8 protein-coding genes are annotated in these 15,834 nt (G+C 67.5%); 5 read left to right on the forward strand and 3 right to left on the reverse strand.

Annotated elements, in window-relative coordinates; genetic code table 11:
- The first annotated feature begins 15 nt into the window (after window positions 1-15).
- A complete protein-coding gene (locus AB0I89_RS28625) occupies window positions 16-1,044 on the forward strand; it encodes a hypothetical protein (protein WP_357133112.1) in 1,029 nt (342 codons plus the stop codon).
- Here the strand turns inward: AB0I89_RS28625 and AB0I89_RS28630 are convergent.
- Entirely contained in the window at window positions 1,039-1,389 is a 351-nt protein-coding gene (locus tag AB0I89_RS28630; RefSeq protein ID WP_357133114.1) for a hypothetical protein, read from the reverse strand. The genes AB0I89_RS28625 and AB0I89_RS28630 overlap by 6 nt on opposite strands.
- A 37-nt stretch (window positions 1,390-1,426) precedes the next feature.
- Between AB0I89_RS28630 and AB0I89_RS28635 the strand changes: the two genes are divergently transcribed.
- Window positions 1,427-1,861, forward strand: a complete 435-nt coding sequence (locus AB0I89_RS28635) for a hypothetical protein (RefSeq protein ID WP_357133116.1) — start codon at window positions 1,427-1,429, stop codon at window positions 1,859-1,861.
- A 26-nt stretch (window positions 1,862-1,887) separates the two neighbouring features.
- Window positions 1,888-2,331 carry an NUDIX hydrolase gene (locus tag AB0I89_RS28640; RefSeq protein WP_357133118.1) on the forward strand — a complete coding sequence of 148 codons (444 nt, stop codon included), beginning with the start codon at window positions 1,888-1,890 and terminating at the stop codon, window positions 2,329-2,331.
- Window positions 2,332-3,370: 1,039 nt separating this feature from the next.
- On the opposite strand, the gene AB0I89_RS28645 is transcribed toward AB0I89_RS28640, so the two are convergent.
- Window positions 3,371-4,339, reverse strand: a complete 969-nt coding sequence (locus AB0I89_RS28645) for a hypothetical protein (RefSeq protein ID WP_357133120.1) — start codon at window positions 4,337-4,339, stop codon at window positions 3,371-3,373.
- Between the two features lie 62 nt (window positions 4,340-4,401).
- Window positions 4,402-6,930 (reverse strand): DUF262 domain-containing protein, encoded by a 2,529-nt coding sequence (locus AB0I89_RS28650; RefSeq protein ID WP_357133122.1) that lies wholly within the window; start codon window positions 6,928-6,930, stop codon window positions 4,402-4,404.
- Between the two features lie 255 nt (window positions 6,931-7,185).
- On the opposite strand from AB0I89_RS28650, the gene AB0I89_RS28655 reads away from it, so the two are divergent.
- Complete coding sequence (locus AB0I89_RS28655) at window positions 7,186-13,614, forward strand: DEAD/DEAH box helicase (protein ID WP_357133124.1); 6,429 nt, start codon at window positions 7,186-7,188, stop codon at window positions 13,612-13,614.
- Window positions 13,611-15,794, forward strand: a complete 2,184-nt coding sequence (locus tag AB0I89_RS28660; protein ID WP_357133126.1) for a UvrD-helicase domain-containing protein — start codon at window positions 13,611-13,613, stop codon at window positions 15,792-15,794. The genes AB0I89_RS28655 and AB0I89_RS28660 overlap by 4 nt, the downstream gene beginning before the upstream one ends.
- Window positions 15,795-15,834 lie beyond the last annotated feature (40 nt).

The raw sequence follows: 15,834 nt of genomic DNA on the forward strand, positions 1-15,834 counted from the left end.
ACCGGGGGTTTTCGATTGCGGGTTCCTAGATCGCGCCAGCCGGCGTCCTCCGCGCCCGACCGCAGCCACCTCGTCGCCGCGCTGTCGAAGGTGCCGCCACCGTCCGACGCGGCCTTTCCGCAGGCAATCCGGGCCGTCGTCGAGGCATACCCCGATCCAGAGCCGCTGCTGCGCGCCGCTCTCGACGATCACGCCAATCGCAGCCGGTCCCGCTTCGCGGCGCTCTACGCACTCCTGCTGCGGCTACGACGCGAGGAGCGCCACGCCGAGTACGCCTTGGTCGTCCGAGACCATGAGGACGAGTTTGGGGCAGAGCCCTACTTCCACACCTTCCGCGCGATCGTGGCCCGAGCCAAGGGCGACCTCGCCTCACTTCGCAGCTCAGTCGAATACTCCCGCCAGGCCGTCGCCGCCATGCCTGACGTCGCGGCGGTGACCCATCAGCTGGCGGCGTTCTGGGTCGAGTACCTCGAACGCCTGGAGGATCCAGGCCCGGCGCGTGACCTCGACGAGGTGGAGCGGCACATCGACCGGGCGGTAACCCTCACCCAGGGGCGAGTCGCCCACTACTACGAGACGAGAGGCCGGGTGCTGGCACTGCGTGGGGAGTTCGAGGCGGCCAGGGCCGCCGTCGCGCAGGCCATCGAACTGGAGTCGCGCGATTCCCGGGACCACCTGCGTCGGCTCACCCAGTACCAGTCGAGCCGGATCCGGATCGATCTGATGCAGGAGCGCGCCCGGTGGGCCCAGGCCCATGCCCGCTTCCGCACCGAGTTGACCGAGTTCAAGGGCCAGCAACTGCAACTGCTGGGCCTGGTGGCGGCCGTGGTGGCCTTCATCGCCACAGCCACCAACATTGCCAGCCAGAGCACCGGCGTCGAGGGGCTCCGTCTCATGCTCGTGGCGTCCGGCGCGATAGCTGTCGTTTTCGGTACGTTCTCTCTCGTCAACAACAGCCGCGTTCGCCGGGTGATCGCGGCGGTCGTCATCGGATGCGCCATGATCGGGGCCGGTTTGTTCGTGCCAGCCTCGTGGATGTCATGAGAGTTTGGACAGCCCATGAAGGTAGGAGAAGCGATCACCTCGGCCGGTGGAACGCGGGCGAATGAAGACCGCGTCGGCCACCGCGGCACCCTCGCCTGGGTCATTGATGGCGCCACCGATCTGTACGGTGACACCGCACTGCCCGCCGACAGCGATGTGCAGTGGCTTGTTGACCACATCGGTGAGCGCTTGATTCAGGCTGGCGCAGACAACTATCAGGGCACCGCCGCCGCGCTCCTGACGTCGATTGCCGATGGTGTAGCCCGCGAGCAGGCAGCACTCTCGTTCCCCGTGAGCCGGGTGCCAGCCGGCCTGCTCGATCGCGGTCTGCGTCGACCAGGGCATCGGCTACGACCTCGCTCGAATCGGCGACGCCACCGCCGTGGTCCACGGCGTTCGGCCGGTGCTGCTGTCGACCGGCTTCTTCGACCGACGCGAAGCCGCGGCGGTCGCGACAGATGAGGGCGAGGCAGACCGGGTCATCGCGGCCATGCACCAGCGTCGGCTGCACACGATGACCGCCGGTGATGTCGAATCGATCTTCTCCGGGCACCCGAATCGCCAACTTCGACCACACAGCGCCGTCGGCGAGTGGACGCACGTCGACTGCATGCTGCTGTGCACTGACGGCTTCGCCCGGCTGGTCACCGACTACGAGATCTACCGCTCGTGGGCTCAGGTTATTCCCGATGCGCGTGATCGAGGGCTGCACTACCTGGAGAAGTTGATCCGGGACGCGGAAAGCGAACCCGGTAGCAGCGGTGGTCGGTTCAAGCGGGCCGACGACATCGCTGCTCTGCTGCTGACCGCTAATTGATGCCGCACCACGAAAGGACTTCCCGCATGACGGAGCGACCGCCGTACCTCGTCGAGCGGAACCCGGGGTATTTCGAGTACCAGTTGCCGATCTCGGTCAAGCTGGTCGTCGACCACCGCGGCCGCGTGCCGCTGTTGCGGAACGAACGCGACGAGTGGGAGTTGCCCGGCGGCAAGCTCGAAGTAGGTGAGACACCGGAGGACGGTGTTTGCCGGGAGGTTGCCGAAGAACTTGGGCTGACCATCACCGAGGTCGACATCATCGACTCCTGGATCTACATGATCACGCCGGTCCGGCACGTGTTCATCGTGAGCTTCGGCGCGACGTACGTCGGGGATGAGGAGCTCATCTACTCGGCCGAACACAAAGAGCTCAGCGTCTTCGCGTACGACGAGGTGCCGCGACTGCACATGCCCGAGCCCTACAAACGAACCATCCAGCGCTGGCACGCGCGCCAGCTGCCGACGTAACGAGTTCGGGCTTCGTGTGATGTCAGGAGCAGCGGCAGGTTCCCAGCAGCGACGGCACCACTCCGCAGGCGAAACAGGTGTCTGGTTGAGGAGAGCGGACGGCCCGAGATGCAATCGGCCGGCTGCTGACCGGCTGTTTGGGTCGCGGTCGCTGAAGAGCGGCCTCCACCTGCTTGACGGTCGCCATCGGCCAGCCGCGCCCGCGTACGTGTTTGGTCAGCTTCTTCATATCGAGGTGCGGAAACTTCGCACGCATGGCATGCGCCACCTCGGCGAGGCTCTGTTGGCCTCGTGCGGCCGCCGGGCTTCCCGTTGGCTTGATCGCGCTGGGTGAACTACTGACGGTAGCGATGCCAGGCTTCTTCGTCGCAGTTTTCCGGACCTCCGGAGGACGAGCAGGGGACTGCTGCCTGTGACGCGGAGAAGGATAGGCACGCAGAGCTGCGCGAATCTGGTCAACAGAGACCTGGGGCCACCCGTCCTGACGAAGGTGCCGAGCAATCGTTGAATCCTTGATGTTCGGCATTCGGTGCCGGAGATCGTGGGCGGCGTCTGCCAGGTCTCGCCTATTGCGTTCGGTCAGGAGACCAGCGTTGGCCGGAGCGGCCTTGAAGGCGGATCCGCCTGAGGGGCGGGTGTAGCCTGCGCGACTTACAGGTTGGAGGCGGTCGAGCCAGACATCAGGCGTACGGTCGGGCTGGTCGTCATTCTCCCAGTCATGCCGGGAATCAGCTGAACCTCGGCCCTCCGCATTGGTGTACCAGTCGCTGATAGTTCGCCTGATTACCACGCCGCCTCCGATGCCGTCGGACCGGGATCTGGCAGAGAAAAGCCGAGCGCAAGCTCGTCCCTCCATCCGAGGAACTCGATGCTATTGGCGGTGACGTTGCCCCGGAAGTAGCCGTTCGTCCTGCCGGGGTGACGAATGGTTGACTACTGCGGGAGTTCGACGGAGATCGGAGTTAGGCGTTGCGCTCTCAAATCCGCTGGACCCGCCGACGTCATACCGCCAATGAATGAGTCCTCGACTGCTGACTGGCTAACTGGCGGCGACCTGCCGCCGGATCCTGTCGACGATCGACGCCCTGCGATGAACCGGCAGCTCGACCCGTACCAGATGCTTGAACTCCTGCCGCATCGCGGGGAGGTCAACTGGCCTTCCGGCGAGCTCTGCGCACAAGTCCTCCAGCGGCCACGAGGCATAGTGTCCGTAGCGGACGGTGTAGATAGCTACCGAGTGCAGTGCGAACGCATCGGAGTAGTCCAGCAGCACGTACCCCAGCAACTGATCGATTTCGGCCCTCGTCAGCCCGACCGCACGGCTGCCGTCCGGCCGGGCCCTTCCCTGGGTGGCCTTGAAGTCGACGAGCACGCCGCCGACGATGAGATCGGCGTCGGCGTTGAGATCGGCGCTGCCCTCGAAGGTCGCGCCTGTGGCCACGGGCCCGACCGGCAGCACTGGTAGCAGGTGCCCCACTGCCAGGTCGCGCATTGCAATCAGGTCGGCGACCTCGTCGGCGTTCGCCAGTGCCAGCAGGTCGGGTGCCCGACTGTCCGGACCAAGTTGCATCAGGCGAGACTCGTCTACCCGAGCCGCCCGGTACAGCTCGACCAAGAGTGCGAGCGCGTAGGACATCCGTGCCCACCACTCATCAGACCGCTCTCTGAACCGGGCCGGGTGGAGTGGCCCCACGTGATTGCCGTCGCTATCGACCGCACCCAGGTCGTGCAGCAGTTCCAGGCCAGCTCGTTCGCACGGCGCTCGCCGCGTGCTCAGCCCGGTCACTGCGAGCCCGATTGATGGGGCCGGGTCGATCAGGAACCGCAACCACCAATCGATAGCAGCACCCTGCGTCCAGAGCGCAACGCTCGGGGGTGGCAGTACCTGGCCCGGGCCGATGGCCTCTCGGTAATCGGCCTGTACGCCGTGGTGGTGCGGAAACGTCGCGCGGAGCCAACGGGCCACCGGGCTCTTGGCGGTCTTTACCTCATTGGTTAACGCAGACACGACTACCACCTTGATTGCCGCGAAGGCAGGTCGACATATCGGATAAGGCGTCTGCCCTCCTGCTAGACCGTGAGCGTCTCGTCCGCCTGCTCGGACAGGTGGGCCTGGTCGTAGAACCACTGCAAGTGCTCCACAAGCGCCGAAGCGGCTGCGTGATCCGCGAGGACGGTCAGTGGGACGCCGGGTCGCAGTGAGAGTTTCGCGGCGGCGATGTTCACGCCGGGCACCTGATTAAGTCGTTGCCGGAACTGTTCACGCAGCGCCAAGGCGTCAAACGGCAGACGGCTGGACATGTGTTGGAAGACCACCTCAACTTTCCCGCTGGGGTAAACGGTCACCGGCCAGATGTCGCCGTCGCGGTGACCACGTTCGCGGGCCATCAGGAAGCAGGATGTTTCCGCTCCGCCGCCGTAGAGGAGCGTGCCGCCCATCTCGGTCCATCGGTCGAGCAGTGTCAGCGTGGCTCCGGCAACGACCGGGCCTTGTAGTACCCCGAGCTGCTCGGTGAAGCGTTCGGCGAGCGACTGCCCGTCACCGGGTCGAGGCTGGGGCAGCCGGCGTGGCAACTCGTCGGGGGCCAGCCCGGTCAGTTGTGCCAACTCGTCGAGGTCGATGCGCTGGGTCTGATCGGCGCGGCCGTGCTGGTCGAACTCGACCCCTTCGGCTTTGAGCACTGCGACCGGGTCTTCCATGCGTCCGTCGGGCCAACGGAACCCCCCGGCCTTGGTTCCTTCGGCCTGCAACACCCGATGGGCGTTGGGTACCGGGACGGCGCGTAGTCGGTTGCCGACCGGCTGGGGCGCGGTGCCGATCAACGCAGCGAGGTCTCCGTAGGTCGTCCAGGAGCCGGACGGCATTGCCGAGAGTGCCGCTTCCATGAGGTCCCAGCGGACCTCGGACTGATCGACGGTAGGTCCGGTCGGCCCTGGCCACAGATTGATGATTCGCTCGGCAAGGGCGTCGGCGCGGGCATGGATCTGCGGTCGCCCCCAGCGCTCACAGGCGACGATGTCCCGAGTGAGGCGTACGCCGCTCCTTGCGAGGTCGACCCGCTTGACGGCGAACGGGCTGTTGCCCAACTCGGCGTTGTAGCCGGTCAGCGTGAGGTTGCCCAACGTGTGCTTCAGAGCGTCGTGCACCTCTACGACGTTCTCGTGCGGTTCGAGATCCGCAGCGAGCATGCGCTGCCACTCTGGACCCATGCTCTGCGGCAGGACGTGCTCGATGGTCAACTTTGCTGGAGAGACCGGCTCCTTGCTGTCGTACGATTCCTCCAACCAGCGCAGCACCAGTGAACGCTGAGATGCCCTTCCGTTGGTGTAGAACGGCAGCGAACGTACTGCGTGGCGTACGTCGGCGTCCGTCGCGTAGTACTTGCGGCCGGCCGACAGGTAGGCGTGTACCGCATGGTCGACCGGCAGGTCCTTGTTCATCTCGGTGACGATGGACAGCAGATTGCGGTTGATGTTCGCGGTGGCTCGGCCTATCAGCAGCCGTCGGACGAGGAAGCTCTCCACGTACCGCATCGCCGACGCGACTTGCGCGCTGGTCGCAGTGCCCAGGCTGCGACGGTCCAGCAAGTGCAGCAGGAGCGGGTAGACGGTGGTCGTGCCCCAGGCGTGCAATCGCTCCAGCCGGAAACGTACGTCCGAGTCCTGCTCCTTGTCGGGATGCAGGATGATTTCCAGCAACCGACCGAGACGACCGAACCGTCGCACCTCGGCCTCAATGTCATCTTCCGTGCCGAGCCGGTCGAGCCGCGCCTGCTGTCGCGCGTACGTGTCGCCTTGTGTGATTCGCGGGTCGCGCTGCACCAGGTCCAACCAGAACAGGGTCTCCAACTCCGTTGAGTTGAACCGCTGCTGCAACGGCAGCCAGTGCGCGTCGTACACGGTCTTGCTGCGGTCGGGCAGACGCATGAACAGGTAGTTGCGCAGCAAGTCGGCTTGGGTCAGTTTGAGGCCGGTGTTGTTCAACGACTCGAAGATTCGATAGACATTGTCGTCGGGGTGCGCGATCACCGAGACCAGCGCTAACCCGAAGAGCACCGCATCTTCGAGGCCTTTGACCTGTGTCGCGTCGGCGGAAGCCGCCAGCCTGTCACGGAAGAACTTGTACGCAGCGCCGACCTCACCCCCACCGGCCTGCGCCGAGGAGTCCACGCAAGCCAGATAAGCGTCGAGGTCGGCCTGGGTGGGGACGAGCTTCAGACGGCGCTCGGGCACCCACTGGTTGACCAGATACTGGCCGGTGAGTCGGTCGCGGTGGCTGTCGTCTTCGGTGGCTACCCGATGGTCCCGGACGGCGCAGAGCAGAATGGACAGGGTGGTCAACCGCTGTTGACCATCGACCACCAAGAAAACGCCGACGCCGGCAGGACCGTTGTTGGGGCTGGGTGCCAGCACCAGCGACCCAATGAAGTGTGTCGTTTTCGGGTTCTCGACCCTGTCCTCGGCGAGTCGGACGATGTCGTCCCACAACCGCTCCAGTTGGTGACCCTGCCAGGAGTAGGTGCGCTGGTAGAGGGGCACCTGATACTGCTTTGTGCCTTCGAGCAGTCCTTGCAGGGTGGTCTCTGCCGCTGCGACCATTGGGTAGCCGTCACCTCATTCGTTCCGGAGCCGTTCCGGCACGCGATCATAAGGCGGATCACAAAGAGCCGTACACCCTTTCACCGCTGCCGGTGAGGTGGTAGGTGCGCCTGGTCGGATGTAAGCCGTGGTGAGAGTCGGGCTCAGCGCCCGCTCTGGAATGTATTTGTCGCGAATCCGACTCACCCCGCTGGCGGGCTGTCGCGCAGGTCAGCCCAGGTAAGGCGTGCAGTAGCATGCTGCGGTGATCCGCTCATGAGGCCGACCATCGCCGCCGACACACTGCGTCGGACCCTCACCCAGTACCTGACCACCACTTTCGGCTTGACCGAGGATGGCATACGCCAGGGTCTGGAGGGTTTTCTCTCCCACCCGGCTCAGGGCATTTTCCGCGGCCCGTACCTGCGGATCCGCACTCCCTTTCGCCCGGCGAAGGGTAACTGGCGGGCGCACCTCGACTGGGCCCCGGCGGATTTCACCCCTTACCTGCACCAGGCGAACGCGTTCGCCCGGTTGTCGACGAAGGGCAAGGCGGCCAAGCCGACCCTGATCACCACCGGCACCGGCTCGGGCAAGACGGAATCGTTCCTGATCCCGGTGCTCGATCATTGCCGGCGAGAGAAGCAGCAGGGCAAAGCCGGCGTCAAGGCGATCCTGCTCTACCCGATGAACGCGCTCGCCACAGACCAGACCCAGCGCATCAACGAGTTGCTCTCCGACCCGGCGCTCAGTCAGGTCACCGCCGGTCTGTACATCGGCGACGTCGCGGCCATCGAGTACGCGCATGTCTTGACTAAGCGGTCGGAGATGCGGCGCACGCCGCCGGACATCCTGATTACCAACTACAAGATGTTGGACCTGCTGCTCCAGCGCGCCGACGACCTGCCGCTGTGGGAGGGCGCCGAACCGGCGTACGTGGTGTTGGACGAGTTCCACACCTACGACGGCGCGCAGGGCACCGACGTGGCGATGTTGTTGCGCCGGCTCGCAGCGGCGCTCGACCTCGACGAGCCGGAGCGGCCGTTGGGGCCGATCTGCCCGGTGGCGACCTCCGCGACGCTCGGTGAGGGCGGCGGCCGGGACGGGCGTACCGCGATCCGTGAGGTCGCCGAGCAGGTCTTCGGCGTCGCCTTCGACGCCGGGTCGCTGGTGGGGGAGGACCGGTACGAGGCCGGCGAGTTCGTCGCCCGCCAGGACTTCAGCCTGCCGCTGCCCAGCCCGGAGCAGCTCGCGGCCGTCGACGACCGCGACCCCGAGGCGATGATGGCCGAGGTCGCGGAGCTGGTGGTCGGCGAGCGCTGTCTTGACGCCCCGACGCGACTGGGTGAGCTGCTCCGCCAGCACCCGTTGACGAAGGCGGTGCTCGACTCACTCCAGACGCGGCCGTGCACCCTCGACGAGATCATCGACGTGTTGCCGCGCAAGAACGCGACCGGCTGGGGCAGCGTGATGAAGACCCCGGCCGAGGTCACCGCGAAGGCTCTCGCCCGGGTCGTCGGGCTACTCTCCGTCGCGCAGAACCCGGACGTTCCCGGCCGTCCGCTGCTCAACATCGAAACCCACCTCTGGGTACGCGCCGTCTCCCGCCTGCTGCGCGGCACCTCCCACCAGGCCGCCTTCGGCTGGTACGGCGAAGCGCCGCGCGAGCTGGACCCGTACGCCACCGACGCCGACGTGGTCGTGGCCGACAACCGCTACCCACGGTTACCGGCCATCTACTGCCGGCACTGCGGTCGTTCGGGCTGGATGGCGTTGTCGCCGGAGAAGGATCCGCAGGAGCTGGAGACCGACCCGGACAAGATCTACCGGGCCAGCGTCGGCCGGGACAAGCGCCGGGTCCGCGCGCTGATCGCCGCGACCGACGACGAGGTACGCCAGCGCTCCCGCGGTCTGCTGGTCCTGGAGTACGGGCGTCGGGTGCGCCCCTTCGACGAGCACCGCGACCGCGAGCCCACCGACGACGCGGTCGTCGTGCTCGGTGACGTCCTCGACATCGACGGTGCCGAGAAGGACCGCTGCCCGTCCTGCGAGCTGGACCATGGCATCCGCTTCCTCGGCGCCGGCCTGGCCACCCTCGCCTCGGTGGCGATCACGCAGCTCTTCACCGGTGGGGAGCTCGACGAGGCTGAGAAGAAGACGCTGCTCTTCAACGACTCGGTCCAGGACGCCGCGCACCGCGCCGGTTTCGTCGCCAACCGGTCCTACTCGTTCTCTCTGCGCTCCCTGCTCGCCGGTCGGTTGAAGGCCGGAGAGTCGATCGGGCTCGACGGCCTCTTCGTCAGGATGATTGAAGAGGCGGCCAAGCCGGAGATCCTCTCCACCGTCGTGCCGCCGGATCTGCACGACCAGCCCGGTGTCGACAACCTGCTCTCCGGTGAGCACGGCGGCAGCCGGGAGACCTGGGAGCTGATCAGCGAGCGACTCGTCTTCGCCACCGTGATGGAGACCGGGCTGCGTTCCCGCCAGGGCCGCACCCTGGAGTTGACCCGCAGCGTCGCCGTCGAGGTGGCCCTCGACGACCGGACGCGAGCCGCTGCGATCTGCCGGGATGTCCACCTCACCGGTCCCGGCCACCTCGCCGTGGCGCCGCCGGACGACGCCCGCTACCTCGCCTTCGTTCGCGGCCTGTTGGAACGGCTGCGTGTCCGCGGCGCGGTGTTCCACGAGTGGCTGGTGCCGTACCTGAAGCGCGGTGGCACCCGGTGGCAGATCTGGGGTGGCCGGCCGGCCGGGATGCCCGCGTTCCCGAAGGGGCTGTCCGCGCCCGCGTTCCTCCTCGCCACGCCGAAGTCCCGCACGGAGTTCGACGTGATCACCGCGCGGGGCAACTGGTACCAGGACTGGACGTCGCGCTGCCTCGGTCTCGAATCCGGTGACGCTGCCGGCTTCCTCAGCCGGCTGTTGCCGGCCCTCGCCGTAGCCGACGTGGTCGCCGCCGGCGACACCGAGGACGGCAACACGGTGTACGGGCTGATGCCCGGCCATCTGCGGGTGACCCGACTCGACGACTCGTCCGCCGCGATGGCCGGGGTCGGCTGCGACACCTGCCACTGGCAGCAGACCGAGCACCCCGACCGGGTGGCCGACTGGATCGGCCAGCCGTGCCGGCAGTACCGCTGCCGGGGTCAACTCCAGGCCGCCCGCGACGACACCGCCGCCGACGACTACTACCGCCGGCTCTACCTGGACAGCCCGGTGTTCCGGGTCGTCACCGGCGAACACACCGGCATGCTCACGCGCTTTCAGCGGGAGACGGTGGAGAAGCAGTTCCGCGACGGCGTGCGCTACACCGACCCGAACGTGCTCTCCTGCACGCCCACCCTGGAGATGGGTATCGACATCGGCGCCCTCTCGGCGGTGGTGCTCGCGTCACTCCCGCACGGCCCGGCCAACTACGTTCAGCGGGCGGGCCGCGCCGGCCGCAAGAGCGGTAATGCACTGGTGCTGACCCTGGTCGGGAGGACCGAACGGGACCGTTACTACCTGGCCGATCCGCGCGACATGATCGCCGGCCAGATCGTGCCGCCCGGTTGCTTCCTCTCCGCCGTGGAGATCCTGCGCCGTCAGTACCTCGCCCACCTGATCGACCTGGCCGCGCGTGGCCGTCTCGCCGGGGTGCTGCCGATGCCACGGCGGGCGCACGTGCTGTTCGGTCCGACCGGCTGGCTGACCGGCCTCGCCGAGGCCGCGCGTCGCGACGGCGCTCGACTGGTGGAGGAGTTCCTCACCCTCTTCGGCGACAAGGTTCTGCGACTTGCCGCCGACCAACTGCGCGAGTTCGCCGCCGATGGCATCGTCCACCGGGTCAAGGAAGCCGACGAGATCTGGGACTCCCGGTTGGCCGACCTGCGTCGCCGGATGCAGGAACTCGCCACCGCCCGAGGCGCGCTCGTGCCCAGCGACCCGGACCACGCCCGCGAGATCAAGATGTTGAAAGCGGAGGAGGGGGCGGTCCGTCGCCGGCTGCGCGAGGTCAGCTCGGCTGCCGCCCACGGCACGATGGTCGAGTTCGGACTGCTGCCGAACTACGCGCTCATCGACAGTCGAACCGACCTCGAAGCCACCCTGACCTGGGAGGACAAGGCCGACGGCGACCGTCGGTTCCACAGCGAACTCCGCGAGTACGCCCGCCCCGCCAGGCAGGCATTGGTCGAGATCGCTCCCGGCAACAGTTACTACGTCCGGGGCTACAAGCATGAGATCTCGGGGCTCGACGTCGGTCCGGCGGACCGGCCGGCGTACGAGCAGTGGCGAATCTGCGCCCAGTGCGGCTATGTCCGCACCCACCTCGCCAAGGAGGACACCAGCGCCTGCCCGCGCTGCGCGGACCCGGGCATCGCCGACCACGGGCGACTGTTCCAGGTGCTCCAACCGGCCCGGGTGCTCAGCCGCGACAAGCGCGACGATGCCCGCATCCGCGACGACAGCGACGACCGGGACCGGCGTTTCTACGCGACCACCGTCGCCGTCGACGTGGACCCGGCCAAGGTTGATTCGTCCTGGCGGCACGCCCGTGACACGTTCGGCGTCGACTACAGCCGGCACGCGATGATCCGGCACTTCAACCTGGGCGCGCAGCGCTACGACCGGGCGGCCGAGTTGTTCGCGGGCGAGGAGGTGCGGATCAACCGCTTCCACACCTGCACCTCCTGCGGTGGGACCACGGTTGATGGCGCCCCTGCGGTGAGCCAACAACTCGCCGCGGAGGCCTCCGGGTCGACCGTCGTGAAGGGCGCTGAGCATCACCGGCCCTGGTGCCCCTACCGGCGCTCTCCCGCCGCCCCGGACGCCCACGTCGACCTGATCCTCGCCCATGAGTTGGAGACCGAGGCGCTGCGCATCCTGATCCCGGCCGCCTCCGCCGTGGTCCAGGAACGCATCGCGTCGTTCGCCGCCGCGATCCGACTTGGCATCGCCGCGCAGTACGGCGGGGACCCGGCGCATCTTCAGGCGGTGTCGGCCACCATGCCGGACGGGCAGAGCGACGGGACGCGCAACTTCGTGGTCGTCTACGACACTCAGCCGCAAGGCACCGGCTACCTGCACCGCCTCGCCAAACCTGGGGAGTTTCGCGCGGTCCTGGAACTCGCGCGGCAGCGGATCGCCGACTGCGCGTGTCGACACGAAGGCAGGGCGGTTTGTCACCGTTGCCTCCTACGCCACGCGCGCAATGAGCACTTCGCCCTGATGAGCCGCGACGAGGCCTTGGGGATGCTGGACAAGCTCCTCGACAACTGGGACGTCGAGGAGGGCACCCGGACGGACGAGATCTCGCTGATCCACCAGGTGGAGAGCGAGTTGGAGATGCGTTTTCTCACCAAGCTGCTGGCGCTTGGCGAGACACCCAACTCGGGCCTGCGGATCGATCGACGGACCGACCACGACGGTGCCCGCATCGCCGACCTGCGGTTCGTCCGCGACAACGGTCAGAGCGTCACCCACTGGCAGATGAAGCTGCAGAACACCGTTCGCGGCACCCGCCCCGACGTCCACTTCACACGCCTCGATGCCCCTTCGCCCGAGGTGGCCGTCTACCTCGACGGCTTCAAGTACCACGCTTCGTCCCAGTACAACCGGCTCGCAGACGACGTGGAGAAGCGGGCCCGGCTGCGCGCGCATGGCTACCTGGTCTTCGCCGCTACGTGGGACGACGTCAAGACCTGGGGCAGCACCGACGGGCAGGGGCGATGGACGCCGTACGGCGGGGTCAGCAAGCAGGCGGCCCGGGAGCGGTACCGGCAGTTCCTCCCCGGCGCCGACCCCGATGAGCTCGAGGAAACCATCTGGGTCAACCCGATCGAGCAGCTGATGCGCTTCCTCGCCGACCCCGACCTCACTCGGTGGCAGCGGCGGGCGGAAGCCACCCTGGCCGGCATGATCAAACAGGCCCGGGACAACACCGCCACCGACTCTGGTGGCGTCGCGGAGCGGCTCGTGGCGGCACTGCGCGGCGAGCCGCTACCCGGTCCGGTCGCAGGCAAAATCATGATCGCCCGTGCCCGGGACAATGCTGACTGCCCGGTGACCCTCGTCGTCGACGGGCGCAGCAAACCGCTGCCGACCTGGTCCGCGCTGACTGTCCTCGATGACCTGCCAGCCGCCGTGACCGGGGCGGGCCACAAGGACCGTTGGGCCGCGTGGCTCGCCTGGGGCAACGTCATCCAGTTTCTCGGCAACGGTGGCGGCGATGCCGGTCAGCTCGCCGTGTCCACCCTCGACACGTTCGAGCCGGCCTCGATGGCCGTCACCGAGGGCACCGGGCTCGTGCTGGCCCACCGCGTGCTGCCGCTCGACGAGGAGACGGCCACCTGGCTCGGCGTCGTCGCGCAGCCGGTGGCCGCCGAGCCCGGGAGCCTCGACACGGAGTCACCGTGGCGGGAAGTCCTGCGCTACCTCGACCCGGACGAGAAGACTCTCGACCAACTCGTCCAGCAACTCGCCCAACAGGACCTGCCCGCCCCGATCGTCGGCTACGAGCTGGGCGACCAGGGCTGGCCAGCCGAACTGGCCTGGCCCGACCGGCGGATCGCCATCGTGCTGACCGGCCCGTCCGACGACCCGGAGACCGAAGACCGCGATCGGGCGTACGCGGACGCGGGCTGGCACGCCCGTACCGCGCGGGAGTGGTCGGTTGACGAGTTGGCGGCAGAGATCAAGGCGACGACCGGGGGAGAACGCCGATGAGCACCGGAGCAACGACTCTGCGGATGCTGGACCGCGCAGACAAGGAGGTCATGAAGCTCACCCGCGCCGACATCGGAGCGGTCTACGAGTTCATGCACAAGTTCCGGCACAACCCGGAGAACCCCGGCCTGAACCTCAAGGCGCTCAACAGCGAATCCCGGCTGATGTCCGCCCGCGTCAACAAGGACTACCGGGCGCTGCTGCTGCACATCGCCGCGCGCGACTACCTGCTCGTCGCGGTCAAGCACCGTGGCGAGGTGTACGACGACCTCAGCCGGTACGCCTACCGCATCAACCGGATCACCGGGGGCATCGAGGTCGTCGACATGGCGCCCGTCGGTGACAGCATCATCGGCCGGGTGGTGCCGCCGGAGGTGGAGCCCGAGCCCGCACAGAAGCCGCTCTTTGACACCTACACCGACATGCAACTGCTGGATCTCGGTGTCTCGGAGCCGCTGCTGCCACAGATCCGCGAGTTGACCACCGAGGCGCAGCTCCTGGAACTACTCGACCGGGCACCGCAGCTCACCACCGACGTGCTCTTCGCCCTCTTCGACGGCACCCCCTACGACGACGTGCTTCAGCAGGTCACCGACCCGGTCCGGGCCGACGAACCGGTCGACCCCGAGGACTTCGAGGCGGCAGTGGAGCGCCCTGCCACGCAGGTGACCTCCGACGACGAGGCGTTGCAGGCGATGCTGGGCGAGGCCTTCGAGCGCTGGCAGATCTTCCTGCACCCCACCCAGCGGAAGCTGGTCGAGCGCACCTACAGCGGCCCGGCACGGGTCGGGGGTGGTCCCGGCACTGGCAAGACCATCGTCGCTCTGCACCGGGTAGCTCACCTCGCACGGCAGTTGCCGCCTGGCATGGACAAGCCGATCCTGCTGACGACCTTCAATCGGAACCTGGCCGCTGACCTCCGCACCCGCCTGATGGCTCTGGGCGGACAGGAGTTGGTGTCGCGCGTCGACATCGTCAACATCGACCGCCTGGCCAGCCGGGTCGTGGCGGAAGCAAAAGCGGGTGGCGGACGCCGGATGGTCGACGACAACCGTGTCCTTGAGCTGTGGGACGAGTTTCTGTTGGAGACCGGCGAGACCGGTTGGGATGCGGAGTTCCTGGCCGCCGAGTGGACCCAGGTGATTCTGGGTCAGGTGCTCAACTCGCGGACGGACTACTTCAAGGCCCGCCGCCCTAACCGGGGCCGCAATCTCACTCGGGTAGAGCGGGACCAGATCTGGCAGCTGACCGAGCGCTTCGCCACCTGGCTGGAGAATCGTGGCGTCTGGACCTGGCGACAGGTGGCGCAACGGGCCGCCCGTTTGGAAATGGACCGCACCGCCCAGAACCCGGGCGCAGCAGGTGAGTCATCCGGCGGGTTCTACCGACCGCGCTACCGGCACGTCGTGGTCGACGAGGCGCAGGACCTCAGCGCCGCGCACTGGAAGATGCTGCGCGCCATGGTCGCGCCCGGTCCGGACGACATGTTCCTCACCGGCGACACCCACCAGCGCATCTACGACAACCACGTCACGTTGGGCAGCCTCGGCGTCAACATCCGCGGGCGGTCGTCCAAACTCACGCTGAGCTACCGCACTACCCGGCAGATCCTCGCCGACGCTCTGCAGATCATGACGGGGGAGGTGTACGACGACCTCGATGGCGGCGAGGAGAACTTGGCCGGTTACCGGTCGCTGCTGCGTGGCGGCCGACCGGTATTCCGTGGCGCCACGACCTGGGCGCAGGAGCGGGATCTGATCGTCGAGCAGTTGCGCGGTTGGGGCAACCCGGTCGATGGCTCGGTTGCCATCTGCGTTCCGACCAAGGACCTGGCCGCTGACGTCATCAGCCAGCTGGAACGTGACGGCCTGGCGGTGGTGGAGATCGGGCCGGATGGCCCGAAGCGGCCCGACGGCGTGCACATCGGCACGATGCACCGCTTCAAGGGCCTCGAATACCAGCGCATGATCATCGCTGGGGTCAGCGACGGCTTGATGCCCCGGCAGATGATCAGCCGGTACCGAGACGCTGACCCCAAGCGCTACCAGCGCGAACGCCAGCGCGACCGGTCATTGCTCTTCGTTGCCGCCACCCGGGCCCGGGACGAGCTCGCGGTGTTCTGGCACGGCACGCCGAGCCCGTTCCTGACCGCGCGGCTCGTGCAGCGGCAGCTAGCCTGAACGCCGATCCTGCTCAGGCGGGTTGGTATGCGATGCAGGG

Source organism: Micromonospora sp. NPDC049801 (assembly GCF_040656575.1).
Taxonomy (GTDB): Bacteria; Actinomycetota; Actinomycetes; order Mycobacteriales; family Micromonosporaceae; genus Micromonospora.

Bases quoted from the DNA above. Each gene is read 5' to 3' on its own strand.
- AB0I89_RS28630 (WP_357133114.1), bottom strand. From the start codon at position 1,389: ATGCCCTGGTCGACGCAGACCGCGATCGAGCAGGCCGGCTGGCACCCG.
- AB0I89_RS28640 (WP_357133118.1), top strand. From the start codon at position 1,888: ATGACGGAGCGACCGCCGTACCTCGTCGAGCGGAACCCGGGGTATTTC.
- AB0I89_RS28650 (WP_357133122.1), bottom strand. From the start codon at position 6,930: ATGGTCGCAGCGGCAGAGACCACCCTGCAAGGACTGCTCGAAGGCACA.
- AB0I89_RS28655 (WP_357133124.1), top strand. From the start codon at position 7,186: ATGAGGCCGACCATCGCCGCCGACACACTGCGTCGGACCCTCACCCAG.
- AB0I89_RS28660 (WP_357133126.1), top strand. From the start codon at position 13,611: ATGAGCACCGGAGCAACGACTCTGCGGATGCTGGACCGCGCAGACAAG.